The sequence below is a fragment of the Leptolyngbya sp. AN02str genome, from assembly GCF_050565595.1.
Taxonomy (GTDB): Bacteria; Cyanobacteriota; Cyanobacteriia; order Elainellales; family Elainellaceae; genus Kaiparowitsia.
The window spans coordinates 255801-277625 of sequence record NZ_JBNXVR010000003.1 but is presented as its reverse complement, the minus strand read 5'-3'; the positions used below and the strand labels follow the sequence as shown (position 1 = coordinate 277625).

At 50.6% G+C, this 21825-nt stretch carries 20 protein-coding genes and 1 pseudogene; 11 read left to right on the top strand and 10 right to left on the bottom strand.

The genetic code is table 11. The features are described from left to right. Positions 1-123: 123 nt before the first annotated feature. A pseudogene (locus ACQ4M4_RS04190) lies at positions 124-636 on the top strand (transposase); the annotation flags it as partial. Positions 637-1078: 442 nt separating this feature from the next. Here ACQ4M4_RS04190 and ACQ4M4_RS04185 read toward each other — a convergent pair. From ACQ4M4_RS04185 to ACQ4M4_RS04160, 6 genes are all read right to left on the bottom strand, one after another. After that, positions 1079-2332 carry a hypothetical protein gene (locus ACQ4M4_RS04185; RefSeq protein ID WP_430683211.1) on the bottom strand — a complete coding sequence of 418 codons (1254 nt, stop codon included), beginning with the start codon at positions 2330-2332 and terminating at the stop codon, positions 1079-1081. A gap of 160 nt (positions 2333-2492) precedes the next feature. Next, positions 2493-2891 carry a hypothetical protein gene (locus ACQ4M4_RS04180; RefSeq protein ID WP_430683210.1) on the bottom strand — a complete coding sequence of 133 codons (399 nt, stop codon included), beginning with the start codon at positions 2889-2891 and terminating at the stop codon, positions 2493-2495. Then, a complete protein-coding gene (locus ACQ4M4_RS04175) occupies positions 2864-3148 on the bottom strand; it encodes a hypothetical protein (protein ID WP_430683209.1) in 285 nt (94 codons plus the stop codon). Before ACQ4M4_RS04175 ends, ACQ4M4_RS04180 begins: the two co-directional genes overlap by 28 nt. A gap of 282 nt (positions 3149-3430) precedes the next feature. Further along, positions 3431-4072: a hypothetical protein gene (locus tag ACQ4M4_RS04170; RefSeq protein ID WP_430683208.1), complete on the bottom strand. Its 642-nt coding sequence runs from the start codon at positions 4070-4072 to the stop codon at positions 3431-3433. A 403-nt stretch (positions 4073-4475) separates the two neighbouring features. Beyond that, positions 4476-5606 (bottom strand): RNA polymerase sigma factor RpoD, encoded by a 1131-nt coding sequence (gene rpoD / locus ACQ4M4_RS04165; protein ID WP_430683207.1) that lies wholly within the window; start codon positions 5604-5606, stop codon positions 4476-4478. A gap of 622 nt (positions 5607-6228) precedes the next feature. Further along, on the bottom strand, positions 6229-7518 hold the full coding sequence (locus ACQ4M4_RS04160) for a molybdopterin molybdotransferase MoeA (RefSeq protein ID WP_430683206.1): 1290 nt from the start codon (positions 7516-7518) through the stop codon (positions 6229-6231). A 217-nt stretch (positions 7519-7735) separates the two neighbouring features. Between ACQ4M4_RS04160 and ACQ4M4_RS04155 the strand changes: the two genes are divergently transcribed. From ACQ4M4_RS04155 to ACQ4M4_RS04140, 4 genes are all read left to right on the top strand, one after another. After that, positions 7736-8269: an RDD family protein gene (locus ACQ4M4_RS04155; RefSeq protein ID WP_430683205.1), complete on the top strand. Its 534-nt coding sequence runs from the start codon at positions 7736-7738 to the stop codon at positions 8267-8269. A gap of 38 nt (positions 8270-8307) precedes the next feature. Then, positions 8308-8499: a 50S ribosomal protein L33 gene (gene rpmG / locus ACQ4M4_RS04150; RefSeq protein ID WP_430683204.1), complete on the top strand. Its 192-nt coding sequence runs from the start codon at positions 8308-8310 to the stop codon at positions 8497-8499. Between the two features lie 156 nt (positions 8500-8655). Next, on the top strand, positions 8656-8871 hold the full coding sequence (gene rpsR / locus ACQ4M4_RS04145) for a 30S ribosomal protein S18 (RefSeq protein WP_430683203.1): 216 nt from the start codon (positions 8656-8658) through the stop codon (positions 8869-8871). Between the two features lie 317 nt (positions 8872-9188). After that, positions 9189-11207, top strand: a complete 2019-nt coding sequence (locus ACQ4M4_RS04140) for a ribonuclease catalytic domain-containing protein (protein ID WP_430683202.1) — start codon at positions 9189-9191, stop codon at positions 11205-11207. Positions 11208-11244: 37 nt separating this feature from the next. Here ACQ4M4_RS04140 and ACQ4M4_RS04135 read toward each other — a convergent pair whose 3' ends face one another. Together ACQ4M4_RS04135 and ACQ4M4_RS04130 are read right to left on the bottom strand one after the other, a co-directional pair. After that, on the bottom strand, positions 11245-13590 hold the full coding sequence (locus ACQ4M4_RS04135; protein ID WP_430683201.1) for a GAF domain-containing protein: 2346 nt from the start codon (positions 13588-13590) through the stop codon (positions 11245-11247). Between the two features lie 456 nt (positions 13591-14046). Then, complete coding sequence (locus ACQ4M4_RS04130) at positions 14047-14367, bottom strand: hypothetical protein (RefSeq protein ID WP_430683200.1); 321 nt, start codon at positions 14365-14367, stop codon at positions 14047-14049. Between the two features lie 493 nt (positions 14368-14860). Here ACQ4M4_RS04130 and tmk point away from each other — a divergent pair, with 493 nt between their 5' ends. From tmk to ACQ4M4_RS04105, 5 genes are all read left to right on the top strand, one after another. Next, positions 14861-15595 carry a dTMP kinase gene (tmk, locus tag ACQ4M4_RS04125; RefSeq protein WP_430683199.1) on the top strand — a complete coding sequence of 245 codons (735 nt, stop codon included), beginning with the start codon at positions 14861-14863 and terminating at the stop codon, positions 15593-15595. Positions 15596-15691: 96 nt separating this feature from the next. Then, positions 15692-16645 carry a DNA polymerase III subunit delta' gene (locus ACQ4M4_RS04120; RefSeq protein WP_430683198.1) on the top strand — a complete coding sequence of 318 codons (954 nt, stop codon included), beginning with the start codon at positions 15692-15694 and terminating at the stop codon, positions 16643-16645. Between the two features lie 118 nt (positions 16646-16763). Next, positions 16764-17597: a creatininase family protein gene (locus ACQ4M4_RS04115; protein ID WP_430683197.1), complete on the top strand. Its 834-nt coding sequence runs from the start codon at positions 16764-16766 to the stop codon at positions 17595-17597. Between the two features lie 98 nt (positions 17598-17695). Beyond that, positions 17696-18904 carry a NupC/NupG family nucleoside CNT transporter gene (locus ACQ4M4_RS04110; protein ID WP_430683196.1) on the top strand — a complete coding sequence of 403 codons (1209 nt, stop codon included), beginning with the start codon at positions 17696-17698 and terminating at the stop codon, positions 18902-18904. A 213-nt stretch (positions 18905-19117) separates the two neighbouring features. Then, the gene (locus tag ACQ4M4_RS04105; RefSeq protein WP_430683195.1) at positions 19118-19495 is read left to right on the top strand and encodes a helix-turn-helix domain-containing protein; all 378 of its coding nucleotides are present in this window, start codon (positions 19118-19120) and stop codon (positions 19493-19495) included. Between the two features lie 202 nt (positions 19496-19697). Here ACQ4M4_RS04105 and ACQ4M4_RS04100 read toward each other — a convergent pair whose 3' ends face one another. Then, positions 19698-20486 carry an HAD family hydrolase gene (locus tag ACQ4M4_RS04100; RefSeq protein WP_430683194.1) on the bottom strand — a complete coding sequence of 263 codons (789 nt, stop codon included), beginning with the start codon at positions 20484-20486 and terminating at the stop codon, positions 19698-19700. A 242-nt stretch (positions 20487-20728) separates the two neighbouring features. Between ACQ4M4_RS04100 and ACQ4M4_RS04095 the strand changes: the two genes are divergently transcribed. Further along, positions 20729-21295, top strand: a complete 567-nt coding sequence (locus tag ACQ4M4_RS04095) for a DUF4231 domain-containing protein (RefSeq protein ID WP_430683193.1) — start codon at positions 20729-20731, stop codon at positions 21293-21295. A 71-nt stretch (positions 21296-21366) separates the two neighbouring features. On the opposite strand, the gene ACQ4M4_RS04090 is transcribed toward ACQ4M4_RS04095, so the two are convergent. Then, on the bottom strand, positions 21367-21819 hold the full coding sequence (locus ACQ4M4_RS04090) for a divergent PAP2 family protein (protein ID WP_430683192.1): 453 nt from the start codon (positions 21817-21819) through the stop codon (positions 21367-21369). Between the last annotated feature and the right edge of the window lie 6 nt (positions 21820-21825).

Genomic DNA, 21825 nt, shown 5'->3' with positions numbered 1-21825 from the left:
TAACACCCGCAATCAGTCCCAAGTGGTCCAAGTTCTCGATCTGCAAGGGGGCGATCCTAACTCGTCTCCCTCAGCTTATCCCCACTCCCTTTAATTCCCAGAGCAACCTGCGGAATGTCGGCTGAACGCCATCCGAGCCCATCGGAAGCGACCCTCGATAGCCAAAGCGTCAAGAGTGCAGCAGGCGTCCATCAGCAGGTTGGCTTTGATGGGGGCAAACTGCTGACAGGACGCAAACGATTTTTAACGGTAGATACGTTGGGGCTGGTTTTGCGAGTGTTTGTGAGTGCGGCAACCTTGGGGGAACGCGAAGGGGGAAAACGTGTCCTCAAACGAGTCAAACGCATGGGGAAAAAGGTTTCCCGCTTAACCACCCTCTGGGTAGACGGAGGGTTCGATGGCGCACCGTTCCTGATGTGGGTGATGAATGTTTGTCGTTGGATTGTGCAAGTGGTCCTGCGGCCTGAGCAAACCAAAGGCTTTACGTTACTCAAAAAGAGATGGGTGGTCGAACGAACGTTCGGTTGGCTGATGGGATGTAGGCGCTTGGTCAGAGACTATGAATTATTGCCAGAGACATCAGAAACCTTGATTTACCTTGCCATGATCCGCATTATGGTCAGGCGACTGGCATAAAATTTGACGCCTCACATCTTTTCAAACACCCTCTTAGAGCTACACCTGATAAATGTTCGTGTAGAACCAAATAGCCAAATTCATAGATAATAAGTCTACTCAACGGACAGTCCATTAATCTGCTCAATCACCAACATACCAGTGATAGATAGCTTTATGAGTATTATCACTCAATTCTCAACAGTTAGTTAGGAAGCTGGAAAGACATGCTTAAAGCTTCATATTGTTTGGCTCAAATTTCGGCTAGTCCTACCCTCATGAACGCCTTAAATTGCTAAGGCCTACTAACGATACAGTGTCTGGGGCGGGGTGTGTGGAGGGCACTGCTTGGTATAGCCTATGTTTACCCGGAATACGTTAGGGTTGACCAACCGCTGAACCGATGAAGACGGCAGAGGCGATCGCTTAAGAACAAGGAGGGAGATTTGAAAGCAATAATATCTCACTGTCTAAATGGGCAGTTTGGCTGGCCATTCTGGTATATATCTAAATGGCACTCAAATTCAAATTTATCTATACCTTCTAAGATTAAATCCTCTTCTAGAGAATGCCAGAAGAATATGTTTTCCTCTTGCCAAGCTTCAATCTGACGAACTAGCTGATCATCTGGAAATCCCTCAGATTTGAGAAACCCTTGAAGTAAAAGTTTGTTATCTTTCCCCCTACCTACGATTTTATTTAGAGTAGAGACTGAGCTCTTTGATTTGATATCAAGCACATCTTCTTGATCTGTGTCTGGATCCATACCTGGTTCAAATTTCCGATTACGAAACAGCAGCCTTGAACTTTGAGAGCTATCAACGAGGAATTTGTCTAAAAGTGCTGTGGACATGCCGCCTCTTAGAGAGCTTACTTCGTGAAAATACTCCAACATTGCTTGAACAATTATGGTCAGTTTTTCTAATGGAGTAGATATCAACTCACGCTCCTCAAGATTCTCATAAAACGAAAATTGTAATTCATCTCTTTTGGCGTGAAAAAGATTTGTTCTTGCTGTCTTATAAATTTCCGTGCATGTCTGTTTAACAAAATTGGCAGAACTACTATCAAAATAATGATTAAGTAGTTCAGAGACTTTTGTCTCGTTCATCAATCTCGTGAACCCTCGCGTAATCCAATCAAACTCCGATTCTCGGCGCTCCTTTCCGTCTTTTTCGATTTTTTCTCTTGGATAGTGCAAACTTAGCAAGTACTCAAAAGCTAGATACATATTTCGATAAGCATCAAATAAATCATCTGTAGCTTTTGAAAGCCGAAAGTATCGAAAAGCCTCAGCATATTTTATTGAGGCTTGAGGTGAATTTATTATTTCCCCCTCAACTAATTGAGAAGGCTCGGCATATATTGAAGTCGTCAAAATCTCCTTAAAGAAGAATTTAACAACTTGGCTGCCTTCATTACTTTTCCACCAAATCAGATAGTGACTTAGATCTTTAATTAATAAGTGGGCTCTACCCTCAACTGAAATAATATCTAAACCTCTTTGTATCTGCGCATAGCCCAAGCTAGGGAGCTTCCGTTTAGGCACATTTTCAGAGAGTTTGATCACAGCATAGCTACTATTCTCATTAAGCTCAAAAATCGAACCATTTTCAATCAAAACAGTCCTAGAAATCGGGCTTTTCTTATTCAGCAGAAACGCAGCACCAAAATTAAAACCACTCTCAATAATCTCAATTCCGCCAAGTGTTGCCATATGTATCCCTAAATTTAAAGCTTCTCAATTCTAAGCTCACAAAAGAGAGGCACAAAGTAAGTCGTTAAAATCCATAATCTTCCCAAATATTGAGAAATTTCTGAGGCTCGATAACTTCGTAAGCCATTAAGGCACTAAGTATTCGTGGTCAGGAGACTAACTAAACCGCACTAAAAACCCTCTGCACCCAGCACCACAATTTTGATTTTGGTGAGCTGCGTTCTGAGCTGCGCCCAATTCCTGAACACCTCCAATCGCCCACGTCTAAGGCGTTCTGCTCTGCGAGGTACTGGGGTGTACTCATGGAATCGGCCACAAACCGATAGTTGAGCCGCAAGATTTCATTTCGGAGCTGCGATCGCCGCCCAATCTCTTGAAAGCCTTGAAACTCTCGGCGGGTGCGCTCAAAGTCGAGAACCGATAGCAACACCTCTTCGCGCAAACGGTTCGCCATCTCTCCCCGCTGCCGCTCCACCTCGGCCACCTTGACCTGAAGATCTGCGATCGCAATGGAGCGCTGCTGAGCTGAATCTACCGCTCTACGTGCACGGGCTCCCACTTGGCAAACACAATTATTTCGTTATCGTGGGGCCATGCAGGCTCTTTGCCATCAGCTAATTCATGCCCCTCAATTGGCTCATGCTCATCAGCTGCGGTTACCTTTTCCCATACTTTCAGATGAACCAAACCACCCTCGGCTTCAGACACTGCGTATGCTACGTGCAAGCCTTGGTCGATCATCTGTCTTAGGTAAGCAAGGCCAAAGTCAAGTGCCCCTTGTTCTTTCCACGGATGCTCTGTATCTCCTTGTTCCATTTCCAACCAATATAGAATGCGCCATCGATAGGACGGCAAGTTACAGAATCGAAACTTTGTACCGCACCAGTCAAAGAACTGAGAAACACTTCTCACCGTTTAGCAAAGTGTTGATGCAAGACAAGTGATGGTGTCCATTGCGGTTGCCCTTGATCCGCGTTAGCTTGTTCCATGTGGCTATTTTAGGCGTTGGGGTTGGTTGATGTTGTGGGCGATCGCTCACTCATTAACAAGACCACAGAACTAGATGAAGTTATCTTTTTTTCTGCTCATTTCCTTAGCCTAGTTCTCCAACATACTCCAGACAATATACCCTCTCAAAACCTCCCATACAGCAGAAGACCAAAAAGACAAAAAGCTTTTCAGCAATATGAACTCAACAAATATCAAAATAATACTTACAGACAGAAAAATTGAGAGTTCTATTTTTCTAGAAAAATGCTTGGCAAGTGCTTTGGTTGCAGACAAGGTAAAGATTGGAAAGCAAATAAGTAAGTTCCTAGACATCGTGCTCATTGCCATCATTTTCTCAGCTGCTTCCGCCGATTTTGGTAGCTTGTCAGAGACAATCAACAGCGCATATCGATAGTGCTCAACCTCAAGATTAGGAGTTATTCCTAAATTTTTACTCATCAAGGAACGAACGAGTTCTATGTCTGGAAAGTCTCTTATTATGCCTTCTAGTACACCCTCTCCAAAGTAGTAATAAAGCGGATAGATAATCAGCCCTGACAATCTGTGAACAATGATTCCAAATACGTAAGACAGAATTAGAAATAGGGTAAGCATTCCGAGGCCAATTCTGTCATTATCCAGACTCAAGCTTTCGGGAGAAAACAAAAATAATAAAGATATGCCAATCAAAAACCCTGGAATTATGTAAACAAGCGTGTCATACAGATTTGAAGGTAAGAGGCTATTCACTTTTCTCAACCTGGAGGATTGCAAGGCTTCAAGCGAAAGTATAAGCCAACATCCTACTGAAACTCGCATCTACCATCTCTATTTTCACCTGGTGTAGAGTAGTTAAAATTTCGCAATCTTTATCAATACTTGTGAGGTCAATACCCTGCGGCTAGAGCAAAGCGATCGTACCCACCAAGCTAATTTACGATAAGGGGAAATTAGCTTTCATAACACTCAAACAAAGCTGCTGGGTTCAATAAATTCTGCGTTGTTCAAAGCTGGCAGGATGTCCGAGGATGGCAAGCAGAGCTTAAGTGAACCTGCTCAACCGATCGCCCAGTACACCTCCACAACCATCCACAACAAAAAAGGAGCTGCTCGTAGGCAACTCCTTATCAATCATTAGAACCTAAACTAAGTTTTAGCGGATGTATTCTTTCAGTACGCTATTGCGGTTGGGGTGGCGCAGTTTCCGCAGAGCCTTCGCTTCAATTTGGCGAATCCGCTCACGGGTAACGTTAAAGATCTGGCCAATTTCTTCCAGAGTCTTCATACGGCCATCATCCAGGCCATAGCGCAGGCGCAGCACATCGCGCTCACGAGGGCTCAGGGTGCTGAGCACACTCTCCAAATCTTCTCGCAGCAAGTTCTTAGAGACTTGATCTTCAGGAGTTTCACCGTCGGACTCAATGAAGTCTCCCAAACGAGAATCTTCTTCTTTACCAATTGGGGTTTCGAGGGAAATGGGCAACTGAGCCGACTTCGCAATAAACCGCAGCTTCTCGATGGTCATCTCCATCCGAGTTGCAATTTCTTCTTCAGTAGGCTTGCGTCCCATTTCTTGAGACAGAAGTTTGGTGGTCTTCTTGATGCGAGAAATGGTTTCGTAAAGGTGAACGGGGAGGCGAATCGTACGAGACTGGTCGGCGATCGCCCGAGTAATGGCCTGACGAATCCACCACGTCGCATAAGTCGAGAACTTATATCCCTTCTCGTGGTCAAACTTTTCAGCAGCGCGAATCAAACCCAAACTGCCTTCCTGAATCAAGTCCTGAAAGGACAGACCGCGGTTCATATATTTTTTGGCGATCGACACCACCAGTCGCAGGTTGGACTGCACCATTTTGTCTTTTGCGCGGCGACCCAGGTGCAGGCGATGGCGGAAAGCTGGCAGCGCCATGTTTACAGCTTCAGCCCATTCACTATCGTGGGGATCACGAGCCAACTGATTGGATAGCTTTTCGCGAATCCGCTCTAGCTCGAGCAAATCGGCAATTTTTCGGGCCAGTTCAATCTCTTCATCCGCCCGCAAAAGGCGAATGCGGCCAATTTCTTGAAGATAAAGACGGATGGAGTCTTCTGTATAGTGCTTCTTTTTGGTTTGGGTTCGACGGCGAGAAGCACGACCTTTTGTCGCCTTGCCATCCTCTTCATCCTCTTCTTCAGGCTGAAAATCGAACATATCGTCTCGATCATCATTCGCCTCATCAAGAAGTTCAAATTCGCTCTCAACTGGCTCTATGGTCTCGAGTACGTCATTAGCCTGGGTCATGCCGCGCTCCTCATGCTCCTTCAAAATGAAAGTTAAACGTTCCGAACTAGTTCGGATGGCAATGGGTTGATCTGCTAGCCGACGCTTTGCAAGGAGATGATGTGGCCTTTTAAGGAACATCAATCCACTGCTTTGAGAGGCAGAAGCACCAATTATTTTAGGAGCCGCTATGCGTTCCGTTGGCTTGGTGCAGCGTCAGAAATGCTAGAAGCTCTCTAGAAGTCTCCCCGATTGTAGCCTTTCTGACAAAAACAAGGTGTCTAGATTCGGCTGATAATTTCAATCTGGCTGTTCTGATCGCGTTCTGCAGTTCAGCATCAAACGATCAGAATAATACTTTAGCCATTCTTTTGGGAGATCGCCACAGGTTCTTTGCAACTGAAAAACATCCCCCTCAATTTCGGTAGCCCCGTATGGGGGAATTACAAATAATTCAGTAACTGTCGCTACCTGCTATAGCCTAGCGAGCCCCTGAGGAAAAGCAGTCTAGAAAAATGGCTTAAGAAAAATAAGCCATCTTGCGGAATCTAAATTTTGGCTATTTGTGCAGAACGCAAAAATAACAAGGGCTGGGGTCGCTGAGTGGACTTCGGTCACGTCATATCGTTAGCGGAGTGTTCTATCAGGGTTGAACAAAGGGAACCGTATGAATGGGCATGAGTTGAACAGACTGCCCCGATGGAAGATGCGTTTGACCAATGGGAATGATCGCAAGAGCGTTTGTCTGTGCCAAATTTATGAGGTTTCCAGAGCTATGGCTTCCACCAGCGGGATCAAACCAATAGCCATCGGGCGTGAGCTGAAGCTTGCCCCAAATGCAGCTCTCTCGCTTGCCATCGGAACGAAGATCTTGACGCGATCGCCCTATCACCCGAGTAGGATGCCACCCATGGGATAAGCCCGATCGTTTGCGAATTGCAGGCTGCACAAATCGCCAAAAGGTCACCAGGGCAGACACAGGATTGCCTGGCAAGCCAAAATAAAGACAGGATGTATTCGATTCTGGTTGGGCTGGAGATGGCTGGGGAGTCTGTGCATCAAAGGTTGCAACGGTTAAGGGCTTTCCAGGTTTGATTGCAACTGAACGAATGTGGATGGTACCACCCAACGACTCTAAGACTGGCTCCACATAGTCATAGTCCCCAACGGATACCCCACCCGAAGACAAAACAATATCCGCCGTTGTACGAGCATGGGCGATCGCCATCGCTAGAGCATCCGGATCATCTCGCACAATTCCCATACAAAGCGGTACGGCCCCTAACTGCATCACTGCCGCTGCCAGGGCATATTGGTTAGAATCCACAATTTGGCCGGACTGTAGAGGCTGCTCTGGCTCTACAAGCTCATTGCCAGTCGAAAGAATTGCAACCCGTACCCGTCGAAAGACCTGGACTGAAGCACATTGAGCCGCAGCAAGTACCGCAACTTCTGAGGCTCCCAGCAGCGTCCCCATTGATAGCAACTCATCGCCTGCCTGATGAAATTCGCCTCGCCGCCGCACAAACTGACGCGGCTGTGGCGCAGACAACACAAAAACGCGATCGCCCTCTCGGCGCGTCACCTCCTGCATGACAACCGTATCGGCTCCCGACGGCATCATCGATCCGGTCAGAATGCGGGCAGCTTGTCCCGCTTGTACTGTCTGCTGTGGGGGCACCCCAGCTGGGATCTCTTCTATAATTTGCAGCTCAATGGGCTGGGTCTCGCTACACATGGCAACATCCTCAGCCCGCACCGCGTAGCCGTCCATGGCTGAGTTGTCCCAATGGGGAAAATCCAAAGGGCTGACAATGGGCCTTGCCAGCACGCGATCGCTTGCAGTGCGCAGGTTCACCCATTCAGCGTCCAACTCTCCCGGGGGACAAACCAAATCTAGAATGATGCGCTCTGCTTTGTCAGGTTGGATCATAGCTTTCAGCTCAACAAAGAATCTAATGAATCGTCGTTCTACGATTTGTCGTATTCGTATCGGTTTCTGCCCCCAATTATTGTCTAGGACGATGGCAACAGGAACTAGCCCCAAAGGTTCGTTTGATCTGCATTTTGAGAGCGATCGCCCAGATCAACAGGCCTTCAAGCCGAGCGTTACAATACAGGCAAGCAACTGAAGATGGACTAGACCTGCGATGCGTCCACAATTGGCTTCTACCCGCCTTCCAAAAGTGCCGATTCGGCGTCGAGGCTATGCCCTAGGACTCGACATCTTAACCATTGGCATCCTCAGTGCCTTTTTCGGCGGTAGTTTTTGGGCACAGGCCTTCGTGTTTGCGCTGGGTTGGTGGATGATGCGCGTTGCCCTAGTAGCAAACAATAAAGGACAAAGTTTCGGGCGATGGGCATTCAACATGCGCATTATTGAACGGCGGCAGCGCATCACACCAACCCTGCTAGAGCTGACAAAGCGAGAAACCATCTTAGGCATATGCGCCTTTTTAGCTTTTTGGGGCGTGCTGCACCTCAGCCCAACCTCAGCCTGGGTTCTTTTGCTCATGGTGCCGCTGGGGTTGGATATCGCCTCAGCCTACGCGAACGTTGAGCAGGGTATTGCATTTCACGATCGCTATAGCGATGTATCAGTCGTTCCGTCACAGCGAGGGTACTCACTGGATGTAAAGATCCGCCAATTGGTTGCCGAAGTTCAGGATCGTGTGAAAAAATAAGAGTTTGTGTCGATTTCTCAAGTTGAGACTTTAGAGCTATGGCTGCCAAAGGCGCTCGAATCATTATCACGCTGGAATGTACAGAGTGTCGTACGAACCCCGACAAGCGCTCAGCTGGGGTTTCGCGATACACCACGACCAAGAACCGTCGTAACACGACCAATCGGATCGAACTCAACAAGTTCTGCACCCATTGCAACAAGCACACGGTTCACAAAGAGATTAAATAACGCTCTCTTTGCCACCTTCGAATGAATCAAGTAGCACGGTTCGCTGACCCTCTGACAAGTGGCAGATTAGGTGACGATCTCATCTGTTGGCTTCCCAGGTGACAGCAGGCTAGTGGCTGCTCAATTGTCCATTGATTTAACATTTCAACCGTAACCATGACTTACTATCGTCGTCGCGTTTCTCCGCTCAAGCCTTCTGAACCGATCGATTACAAAGATGTTGAACTGCTCCGCAAGTTCATCACCGAGCGAGGCAAGATTCTTCCCCGTCGTATTACTGGGTTGACGGCTAAACAGCAGCGGGATCTCACCCAAGCCATTAAGCGGGCTCGAATTCTGGCGTTGCTGCCGTTCATCAATAAAGAAGGGTAAATACCGCGCTCTGTCATTATCAAGGCCGCGCTCATATGCTATCTTCAAGCGCGATTGCGTAAAGCTATGACGTTGATGGCGGCCTTGTTTTTTGCAGATCTCTTCTTTGTTAGAGCTTTTCTTTGAGGGTTGTTCGATCAACTGCCGAACTCGCATTTGATACACTGCGGTTCAGGTGCGCTCTCCAGATAAAAGCTTTTTCGTGGCGGCTTGTTCACGTCTGATGACTTCTTCACTGTGATAAATAGATGAATATCGGTGTAGCCGTGTTCATGATTGGGTTTGTTTCTTCACCTTTAGATCTCGTGTAGACGCTGATGGAAAAGGGAACACTGGTTGAATTTCGGCTACATGGCGAGCGTCGTTTGGCAGTTGTCGATCGACCCGAGGGAAAGCGCGACTGGATTGTGATCGATGAGCGCGGAAATTCTCACAAGCTACATCCGCGTGAGGTTACGTTTTCTGCCGCAGGCCAAGCGTTTAAGCCAACCGATATTCCAGGTTTTTTGAAGCAAGTTCAGCCACTTTTAGATCCCTCTAGTTTGGAAATTGCCTGGGAACTCCTGGTCGAAGACGGAGAGGCAGCAACTCCTCAGTCTATGGCGCTGCTCCTGTTTTCCAATCAGGAAACCTCAATGTGCTACGCAGCTCATTGTTTACTCTCCGATGACAAACTTTACTTTAAGCAGAAGGGCGATCGCTACGAACCTCGCTCAGCAGCTCAAGTCGAAGAACTCAAACATCAGCTCACGGTTGCAACTCAGCGTCAACAAGAATGGCAAACGTTTTTGACCCGAGTTGAGCAAGCATTAGCGGGAGAAACTGTAGATTGGCAAAGTAGCGATCGCCCTCGCTTAGAGTCATTGGATCGGTTTGCTACCTTAGGAGAGGAAGCCAGCCACCGCGCACCGGCTTTAGAACTTTTGGCCGCGCTCAAGCGCCCCGAAACTCCACAAGGAGCCTTCAATCTTCTGGTTGATCTCCACATTTGGAGTCCTCACGAGAACTTATTTCTCCGGCGAAGTCAGCTTCCAGTTCAGTTCCCTAGCCGAGTTTTAGACGTGGCACAAAGCTTAATTACCAATCCACCACCCGATTCCAGCTCCGATCGGCTAGATCTGTCCCATCTCAAGGTCTACACCATTGACGATGAGAGCACCCGAGAAATTGACGACGGTTTAAGCGTTGAGTTCTTGGAAGACGGCACTCAGCGCATCTGGATTCATATTGCCGACCCGACTCGGTGGCTGGCCCCAGGCGATACCCTCGACCTAGAAGCTCGGCGTCGCTGCACGACGGTGTATCTACCCACTGGCATGATTCCCATGTTTCCGCCAGATCTGGCAACCGGGCCTATGAGCTTGGTGCAGGGGCGAATGTGCTGCGCTCTCAGCTTTGGAGTAATTTTAGATGCTGCAGGTTCAATTCAGGAATATGTCATTCGGCCTGCGCTAGTAAAGCCAACCTATCGCCTCACCTACGAAGATGTCGATGAGATTTTAGACTTGGGGGTACAGGCCGAGCCAGAGCTAGAAGCCCTGAACCAGTGGGCAAAACTGCGATTTGACCTGCGCCAATCGCAAGGGGCCATCAGCATTCGCATGCCCGAATCATCCATTAAGGTGGAGGACGATGAGATTACCATTGACGTGCTGGATGATTCGGCGGCGCGGCAACTCGTTGCTGAAATGATGATCCTGGCTGGGGAAATTGCCGGTCGTTACGGCCAAGAGCAAGCGCTACCGCTGCCGTTTCGTGGGCAAACTCAGCCAGAGCTGCCTCCCGAAGATGAGCTGAAACGCCTACCCGCTGGCCCGGTTCGCGATTCGGCGATTCGGCGGTGTATGCCTCGCAGTGAAGTTGGGGTCACGCCTCTGCGCCACGCAAGCCTTGGTTTGAACACCTACACCCAGGTAACCTCTCCCATTCGCCGCTATGCCGACCTGCTGGCCCATTTTCAAATTAAGGCTCACTTGCGAGGCGATGAACCTCCTTTCTCTCAGCAGCAGCTCACAGATTTGCTCATGTCGGTGAGTGCGACCGCTTATGAGTCCACCTTGGTCGAGCGGCAAACCAACCGCTATTGGGGACTAGAGTTTTTGCGTCGTCATTCCGATACGGTGTGGCGGGCTCTGATGCTGCGATGGTTGCGAGAGCACGAGAGTTTGGGCCTTGTGCTATTAGAAGATTTAGGTTTGGAATTAGCTATGCGGTTTGATCGCTCTGTAGAACCGGGCGATCGCCTTGATATCCAGGTTGCGTATGTTGATCCACGTCAGGATGTCATCCAATTCCGCGAGATTTCCAGCACGATATCTCACGCGACCATCGGTTAGTCGGTTAGAGGATTGAACTATCAGGATTGAGGATGAATTAGGCTGACAGTGAAGCAGAGCCTTTCAAGCTAGGCACCTGGACGGTAAAGGTCGTCCAACCGTTGCTACTGTGAGCGGTGATCGTACCGTTGAGCTGTTCTACCAACCGCTGCACCAGCGCTAGCCCCAAGCCTGTACCACCGTGCTTGTAGCGATCAACCTGCAGCACGCGATAGAACTTCTCAAAAATGTGAGGTAAATCTGCATCGGGGATTTCAGCCTGGTTGCGCAGGCGAAAGGTCGTTTGCGACAGACCATCGCTCTCCGTTTGCGCAATGTCAAGCTCAATTCGCTTGCCTTTTGGGGTGTACTTGCACGCATTATTGAACAACTCGGCCAAAATGCGCTTGAGCAGGGTAGAGTCGGTCACTAACGGCAATAAATCGATGGGGCTGTGAATGGCGATCGCCTGCTGAAATGTTTGGGCGCGGGTACGGAACGGTTCTACTAGCGCCATCACCCACGGCTGCAGAGCGATCGCCTCCAACTCCAATGGGAAAGAGGCTTCCTCCAACCGTTGCAGATCGAGCAAATCGTTAATGAGTTCGGCCTCGCGAGCCAGTTCACTCTCTAGGATGGCCAAATACTGCTGCCGTTTCTCGTCACTGGCGGTCGTCTTCAGCATGTGTACAGCCATCTTGACATTGGAGATGGGGGTTCGCAGCTCATGAGAGACCGTACTCAAAAACTGATCTTTGAGCTGGTTCAGGCGCTCTAGCTCTTGTACCTGTACCTGGGCAGCCCGATACAACCGGGCCTGCCGAATGGCGATCGCGCACTGATTGGCCACCTGCTGCACCAAGCGAATTTCAAACTCGTTGAACACATAATCGGGATGATGGATCAGCCATAAATCGCCCAGCACCGTTTGCTCAATTCCTTCCGGCGAGTTTGGATCCACAAAAATTGGACAGGCCAGCATCGCAACCGGGCCACGCACCGGGTTGGGATACAGCGAGCAAAATTGGAAATAGCTGCCCTGCTTGAGCTGGCGATAAATATCGGGCGAGTCTTCCATTCGCGCCACCTTGCCATAGAAAGCGGGAATGGAGTGGGTGTACTCGTACAGGATGGTGGACGTGTTTTGGTCTAAGTCGTAAAGGGCAGCGTTGCAGCCGGCCAACCCCAGCACTAGGGTCAATTCTTGCACCGCCGCTTGCAAAATTTGGCTTTCGTCCAGCGAGTCGCGCACCTTGTCGGTAATGCGCTTGAGCATGGCATCGTATTTGAGCACCTGCTCCATTTGCTGAGTGCGGCTATGCACCTGCGCCTTGAGCGCATCGTTAAGCTGCTGCGCCTGCTGGTATAAATGCGACTGCTGGAGTGCGATCGCCACCTGATCGACAAGATGTTTGAGTAAATCAATCTCAAACGCTTGCCAATAATGAACCTGAGCGCACTGATGCACCGAGAAGACTCCCAACAATTGCTGATCGCGAAAGATGGGAATGGCGATCGCCGCCTGAACCTGCTGCTGCTGCCAAGATTCAATGAGCTCATTGGGAAACTCGGCCTGCGTCAGATCATTCACTATGAGCGACGACTCCGACTGATATCGCTCACGCAGGTATATCGCCGCCGAACGGCTCATATAGGCTCCTAGCAAGGGCGGATAGTCTGCACAAACCGCCTCAGCAATAGCGATCGCCCGCCCTTCTGCATCAAAACTATGGATCACAACGCGATCGGCCTGGAGAACCCGCTTCACCTCCGTAACCGCGTTGTACAAAATTTCGTCGGGGTCAAGCGATTGGCGAATATGGCGCACCACCACCCCAATGAGATGCTCTTGCTCTGCCCGCCGATGCAACGACAGCTCAGTCTGCTTGCGCCCGGTAATATCTTGCCACGCCCAGCGTAATCCCTCCATGGGCTGGCTGCCAGAGACACCAGCACTCACATTCACAGCCAAGTACAGCGTGCGATCGAGCGGCGTATTCAGCACCAGTTCAAATTCTGGAACCAGCTTGCCTTGCTGAATGTGCGCTAGTGCCGTCTGCACCATTGGTTGAGACTCAGGCTGAATCCAGTCTGCGATCGCAGTTCCCACCATAGCTGTCGGCAATACCCCCACCAGCGCAGCAGCCATCCGGTTCGCTTTTCGAATGAGACCACGATGATCGGTCACCAAGTAACCGATAGGCGCTTCGTCAAACAGGGCCTGTAGCTCAAGGCACTGGCGCTCTGTTTGCTCATAGCGCACCTGCAAATCTTGATAGCGATGATGGACTTCGGCAGCCGTTTCTTGCAGCGTCGTCAACGTACTGGCTAACGGTCCCAACGGAGCGATCGCAGGGCGCAGTTCGGATCCTCCCCCTTCAACCACTTGCGACTCGCACGACATGGGCGCGTCTAGATGTTGCGAACCTTGCTCATTCGTCGTCACAGCTTCGCCCCCAAACGTTAGGATGCTCGTTGTCCGTCACACAGAACAACCTGCGCCAAGCCAACCGCTCCAAATTAGCTACCCTTTTTGAATCGAAGTACAGCCGATCAATCCAGCTCATGATTTTAAGATTTGCTGGGGCGTCACATTCCTAAGCAAGAATCTGCTTCATGAGCATTGTCATGAAGATAACATCTCACTTCAGCGGATGTAAGCCATTCAGGGCTGCAAGACATTCCCTTCAGAATTCATCACAACCCAATTCAACCCTGTACATTCGAAACTGATGTAGAACACATCAAATTTAGCAGCTTAACCGTGGGGTATTGCGGCCATGCCAACTGAGGAACATCCGCTCTATACCGCCGACACCAAACTCATGAGCCAAACAACCGTTGAACAGAGATTCGGTTGCTAGCTGGCAACGCTTTCAACCAGTTCCCATTGGTGATTGTGAGCAACCGCTTCATTGACTCGATTAAACATCTGACGACAATGATTATCCGTCTTCAACGGAAGCTCTTCATTTTTGACAACCACATTCATCCGAACCTCATGTTCGGGCTTCACAGGCTTGTCGATTAAAACTTCAACAGTCACCAATTGAGCGTAAGAAACTCGCCCTGGTGTTTCTCGCGCAACCATATAGTCGTCGGCGTCGTAAATCACATCGCAGTGGCAAGCCTGCAACATTTCAAATAGCGATCCCCGAAACCGATCAACTGGTGTTGTCACGGTGAATAAGCTAGTGTATCGAGCCATAATTAACCCCGTACACGCATCAGTACAACTAGGACATCATAACGAAGGTAATTTTTTTGTGGCAGCTCTGAATTGCGAACCCGTCGTCTAAAACTTCAGCAAAGCCTTAGAAACTAAAAACTAGAGCGATCGCCAATTTCAAAGATTGGAATCGCTTATCAAAGACTTTATTCAAGCTTTGAGAAATAGATTTTCACGGTAACAATTCGCCAATCACGCCGCCATGCAACATAGCAGTTGATATCAGCTGAATTAGAGCTCCACTCCACTGTATCTACCCCACATTTCCTTATACATAGGCAATGTGAGCAGATCAGAACGTAATGCTATATACCAAATTTATGTAAAGGTTCTTTACTTAAATCATGCAAAGCATCTTTACTTGAGCTATATTCCCACGCTCCAAGAGATGATGCAACAAAATTCCTTGGGCAGAATGAATCGTTTTGTACGTCAAGTTTCACCCATGAGCCAGCACAGCAAAGCCATTAAATTCCCGTCGTCTGGGCAAGTTTTGGGCAAATTTATTGTTTTTGAAGGAGTTGAAGGGAGCGGCAAAACGACTCAATTGCACCACCTGTACAATTGGCTGCGGGAAAGTGAGGTATGGCAGCACCTGCGGCAGCAAGGCCATGTTGCGAATCTGGTGGTGACTCGCGAACCCGGCGGTACCGAGCTTTGTCAAGAAATACGCCAACTGCTGCTGCACCCAACGTCATCAGAAACGATGCAATCGCGTGCGGAACTGCTGCTGTATGCCGCCGATCGCGCACAACATGTCGAGGCAATGTTAAAGCCTGCTCTGGCTCAGGGAGATGTGGTTTTGTGCGATCGCTATACAGACTCCACCGTGGCCTACCAGGGCTATGGCCGACAGCTCGACTTGGGGCTAATTCATCAACTCAACCACATTGCCACCCACGGATTGGACAGTGACCTCACCTTATGGCTTGATATGGATGCCGAAGCGGGCTTGGCTCGGGCGCAAAAGCGCAGTACGGCCGATCGCATGGAGCAAAACAGCCTCGATTTCCATCGGCGGGTTCAACAAGGGTTTGCCGCATTAGCCCAGGAGTTTCCTCAGCGCATTGTCCGCATTGATGCCAATCGTAGCGAGGCCGAAGTTGCCAATGATATTCAAGCAACTGTGCAGCGCTGTTTCGACACATGGTATGCCCTTCCCGCGACCGATGAGCGCTAGGGGCCATTAACCCAGCAGCTCTGACCCAGCGGCCATACATCTGTTCCGAGGTCAAAGCGAGGGTGTATGCTGGTACCGCAATCAAAGCCATGAGCCATGCTTGAGTCTGCGTTTCAACCCATGATTGGTCAGCCCCAAGCTGTTGAGCTGTTGGTCAGTGCAGTACAGCGCGATCGCATTGCTCCGGGGTACTTGTTTGTGGGGCCAAGCGGCGTGGGGCGACAGTTGGCGGCTTCGTGTTTTGCCAGTGTGCTACTCGCGACCCACACCACAACCCATGAGCGCTTGCTATCTAGAGTGCGCGATCGCAACCATCCCGACTTACTGTGGATCGAACCCACCTATCTGCACCAGGGCAAGCGGCTGTCGGCTCGCGAAGCCGCTGAGGCTGGAGTCAAGCGCAAGGCCCCACCGCAAATTCGTCTGGAGCAAATTCGCGAAATTGCCCAGTTTTTGAGCCGTCCGCCGCTACAGGCGTCTCGCTCGGTCGTGGTGATTGAGGATGCTGAGACCATGGCCGAAGCGGCCGCCAACGGTCTCCTCAAAACCCTGGAAGAACCAGGGCAAGCAACGCTCATTCTGATTGCGCCCAGCCTGGAATCGATTTTGCCAACGCTGGTGTCGCGGTGTCAGCGCATTCCGTTTCAGCGGTTGAGCCAAACCGACATGGCCGCAGTGTTGCAGCGAGAGAATTATCTGGATGTGCTGGCCCATGCGGATGTGCTGGCATTGGCTCAGGGTAGCCCTGGCGGAGCGATCGCCCACTGGCAGCAGCTTCAGGCCATTGCTCCCGATTTTTTGGATGCGCTCAATCAACCGCCGCGATCGCTTCGCCAGGCGCTGGCGTTGGCTGGCCAAATCCACAAAACGTTAGATACCGAAGCCCAACTGTGGCTAGTGGACTATCTCCAGCACCGTTACTGGCAACTGCACAGGCAGCCCAGCCTGCTCCGTCCTTTAGAAATTGTGCGTCGTCAGCTGCGGGCCTATGTACAACCCCGTCTGGCGTGGGAAGTGGCGTTTATGGAAATCGTGGGCAGCAATTTATAAAACGCTACTTATTAAAGCGCTAACAATGTTGGCCATAAAAAGCTGGAAACGATACACCCAATCCGCACCATAGCCCGCTACAATACCCGCACGAATTGGTTATGAGTGGGTCAGCGGTATGCACGGGTACATTCCTCCCCAGCGTTTTTTTCCATATCTCAGCTGGACTCAAATTCAGCACATGCCAGATAAGGACAAAGTAGTTGTACTGCAACCCATTGGTGCGATCGAGCAGCATGGCCCCCACTTGCCGCTAGTGGTGGATGCAGCGATCGCCTCAGCGGTCGTAGGCAAAGCCTTGTCAGCGCTCGATGCCAACATTCCCGCCTATGCACTTCCCACCCTGCACTACGGCAAATCCAACGAGCATTGGCATTTTCCAGGCACCATTACCCTATCGGCTCAAACGCTCATTAGCCTGTTAATGGAAGTGGGAGAGAGCATTTACCGAGCGGGGTTTCGCAAATTTGCCATTGTGAATGCCCATGGAGGCCAACCGCAAGTGCTAGAAATCGTTGCCCGCGATCTGCACCAGCAATACAGCGACTTTATGGTGTTTCCGCTGTTTGTATGGCAGGCACCCCACAACGCCAGCCAGTACATGACCGCCCAAGAAAAAGAGTACGGAATTCATGCCGGCGATGCCGAAACCAGCGTGATGCTATCGCTGCTGCCCGACCAGGTTCGCATGGAAGAGGCCGTAACCGAATATCCCCAAGGACTACCCGAAAACAGCCTGCTGAGCATGGAAGGCAAGCTGCCTTTTGCCTGGATGACTCGTGACCTCAGCCGTAGCGGCGTGTTGGGCGATGCGACGGTTGCCACGCAAGAGAAGGGCGATCGCATCCTAGAATCGCTGGTGGATGGTTGGGTACAAGTCATCCACGATTTGTACACATTCAACCCCCCCCTTACCCAAGGCGCGAACGAGCGCGAACGCGAGGAACCTTAATAGATCATTACAGCGTAATCAACACTCCAGCCTAGCGGAGTATAAACCACACATGTTCTAGCTTTTACAGCCTGTTTTTAACCTGCTTCTACAACATTATGGAACGACTGGTTGCGCTACTTGGCTTGGCGGTTTTTATCGGAATTGCCTATCTCATTTCCATCGATCGTCGGTCGGTGCGATGGCAACCCGTATTGTGGGGACTGGCGCTTCAGCTCATTTTTGCGCTGTTAATTTTGCGTACGTCGATCGGTCTGGCCATTTTTCAGTGGCTTGGCGGGGTAGTCACCGCGTTTCTCGACTTCTCCGATGCAGGCGCATCCTTCGTCTTTGGAGAAAACTTCCGCGACTTCTTCTTTGCATTTAAGGTGCTACCGACGATTGTGTTTTTCTCGGCATTCATCAGCATGTTGTACTTCTTTGGCATTTTGCAAAAGGTGGTGCAAGGAGTGGCCTGGTTAATGATCCGCACGATGAAAACATCGGGGGCAGAATCGCTCTCGGCGGCGGGCAACATTTTTGTGGGGCAATCCGAAGCCCCTCTGCTGATTAAGCCCTATGTTTCAACGATGACCATGTCGGAACTGCATGCGGTCATGACCGGCGGATTCGCCACGATCGCAGGCGGCGTGTTAGCGGCTTATGTTTCGTTTGGGGTGCCAGCCGAGCACCTGATCGCCGCATCAGTCATGTCAGCTCCAGCCGCCCTCGCCATCTCCAAAATTATGTTTCCCGAAACGGAAGAGTCTCCGACGCGCGGCCAGGTGAAGCTAGAGGTAGAGCAAACTTCGGTGAATGTGGTAGATGCGATCGCCACTGGAGCCATTGATGGCTTACGCTTGGCACTCAACGTTGGCGCGATGATCATTGCCTTTTTGGGCTTGTTGGCCGTATTGAACGCGCTGCTGGGTTGGGTTGGCGGTTTGTTTGGCTTGCCCACGCTTTCGCTAGAGCTGATTTTGTCTTACCTGCTGGCTCCTGTGGCTTGGCTGATGGGCATTCCCTGGGCAGACTGCGGACAAGTTGGCACCCTACTCGGCAAAAAGACCATCCTCAACGAGTTCATCGCCTATTTGGATTTGCAGCAGCTGATCGAGAACAACACCATCTCCGAACGGGCGATCGTTATCACGACCTATGCTCTGTGTGGCTTTGCCAACATTGGCTCGATTGGCATCCAGATTGGTGGCATTGGCAGCATTGCCCCCGATCGCCAGCCCGATTTGGCCCGCCTTGGCGTTCGCGCCATGATTGCTGGAACCCTCGCCTGCTTTATGACGGCCTGCATTGCAGGCATGCTGCTGTAGCCTTCCCCATCATTCACAAAAAGCATGAGGAATAAGACTTCATTCTCCATCAGGCAGCCTCTCAATAGAGCCGACTTGCCGCCGCTCTATCGTTATCCAACCAAGGTTTCAATGGTTTGCTTTTTTGAGGCAAAAAATTCACAGATGTCGGGTAGAACCTGAACCTTCCCCTAGAATAGAGAAAGGAGTAGGTACATATACGGGGTACAGGTTATGGCTGCCGAAGAGACTCAGTCGTCTAGTGCGCTATCTGAGCGGGAGTTGCAAATTGTTGAGCTTGTTGCAGGCGGCTTAACCAATCAAGAAATTGCCGAAAAGCTAGAGATTAGCAAACGAACAGTCGATAACCACATCAGCAATATTTTGACGAAGACCACAACGGGCAATCGGGTGGCCTTGGTACGATGGGCGTTGCAATGGGGCAAAGTGTGCATTGATGAAGTGAACTGCTGCACACTACCCGCACCCGACGAGGCAGTTCTTGCCGAGCCAACCGTTGATGCAAACAGCACCGTTACCGAAACGAAGGCTCCCGCCAATCAAGCCACTGTCGAAGTTGAGGCTGTGGAAGAGGAAGTCGCCCCTCGATAAATTCTGTGCGATCGCCTGCTCCAGCGCTTCATCCATACAATAGACCTCCTGAATGAATGGCTTTTTGCAATGATTCATGCAGAAGGTCTATTGAATAGATCACTGTATTGATAAACCCTTTGCTCTGCAAGAGGTTCATCAATCTTTAGCCTCACGAACCTGGCGATCGCCCTCAATCTAGTCTGGCACCGACAACGTACCCTTACTTCCAGGCCGTGTATGGCTGACCAAACTGCACCAAACTGATGAGGGTCATGCGCGGCTCGGTTTGCGCTTGGGTGCGATCGCTCTCGGTGTTATAGCCCCAATCTGCCAAAAATAGCTGAACATCTTCCAGATCGGGCTGTGCCGCTACTCCTTGCAGCGTTTTAAGGCGATCTTCTACAAACCAAATGGTGGGGAATTTAGCCGCCTGTTGGCCAAACTGCTGCTTGAGATCTCGCAAGGTTTGTGGCTTGGGCTGTTTCACTTCTTTGCCAATGATGCGATCGCGAGGAAAGTCCACCCCCTGGCCCTGCAACAGCTCGCGGATAAAGCGCCCTTCCTTGGTACTAATGATGATGGGGTACACATCGCTGGCCAGAATTTGCTTCAGGCGATCGCCCACCCCAGGGTACAAGCGATGCAACGCCAGCCAACTCTCCACATCCTGCGAAATCCACTCATCCCGCAAGCCATCCACCGCTTGACCTAGGGCCGCCGCGCTCAATCCCTCTTTTGCCACCAGCTCCTTGGACAGGGCACTCCAGTGCTGCAAAATTTCCGCCTCGGAAATGCCAGCCAGCAGCGCATGTAGCACCAACGGCATTTCCCACCCCGTTTCCACCACCGGACGCAGCCGCCCAAACGCAGACTCTAAACCCTCGATGGGCAGCCCCTCGGGCACAGACCAAATGCGCCGATAGGCTCGCCATGCCGTTTGAAAATACTCTGCTAGCCCATCGCACAGCACTCCGTCGAAATCTAGCGCCAGAATTGTGGGTTGCTCCATCCGTGTCTCCTGCCAATCTGAGCTACACAGGACTTACGCAAGCCCCCTAAATCTGATGTGTTGATGTTGTGGGTAGGGTGCTTCGCACCCTACCCACAACACCAATGCGTAAGTCCAGCTACAGTCTACCGCAGACCTTTGGCCAACCCGGAAGCACGTTGGGCGATCCTCGGCCAACCATTGCCAATCAAGACCGATGCGCTTAAGGTTGAATTGATTTTTTAGGATTCACATAAAAACCAATGGAGCAGTCTACGCATGATTCCGTTCAGAATTCCACCCAGAATTCCGCCAATGCCACAGCCCGTCATTCAGTCCCTGCTCGGGCTGATGGTGCCATTGAGCTGGAGTTTCCTTCCCAGAATGAGTTGAACAAACGTGCTGTCGCCTTGGCTGAGTGCGATCGCCTGATTCAGCACTTTGCCCAAGAGGCCGCCCAGCACAAACGCCGCTTTACCCAGCTCAAAACGGCCTGCATTACGCTGGGATTAATCACAACGCTGCTATCCGGCATGACCCTCACCAAAAAAATTGGGGAATGGGAATGGACCGTTCCCGTTGTCAGCGGCCTAACCACACTCACCACAACCCTGCTCAGCCAAACCAATGCACAACGGTTGTGGGTTCAAGCACGCAACGCACAACAACGGCTAACAGCCGAAAAGTTTCTGTACTTGCAAGAGGCAAGTGCCTACGCTCAGCTCACGCCCGATGAACGCACCCGCTGCTTTTCAACTCAAGTGATCGATATCTGGACACAGGGCCATGAAGCCTGGAGCCAAGGCATCAGTGCGCCACCGGCACAGTAGGGCTAAAGGGGAATCAGAGAATCTTCTCAACCCAGCGCCCGTGCAGAACACACCTGCCCTACAGTAAAGTCCTAAGCACCCCGCAGCGCAATCCAAGACACCATAACTCCTAGAATGCAGCCAGCAATGACCTGAACAGGCGTATGGCCGAGCAGTTCTTTGAGACGCTCCTCATGCAGTTCAGCATCGTGAAATAGTTCATCCACAATTTGGTTGAGCACCCGAGCCTGTTTGCCTGCGGCCTGCCGCACGCCTGCTGCGTCGTACATAACAATGACGGCAAAAATAGAGGCGATCGCAAATTCGGGGCTTTCCCAGCCCATTCGCTGTCCTACGCCAGTTGCCAGCGCCGTGACTAACGCCGAGTGAGCACTGGGCATTCCTCCCGTTTCAACTAACGTACGAAAACTGACCTTCCCGTTTTTGGCAAACTCAAACACCAACTTCAGGACTTGGGCAATCAAGCAAGCAGCGATCGCCACCATCAAAATTTGATTATTAAACACGTTGGCTATGTTCTGCATGGTGGT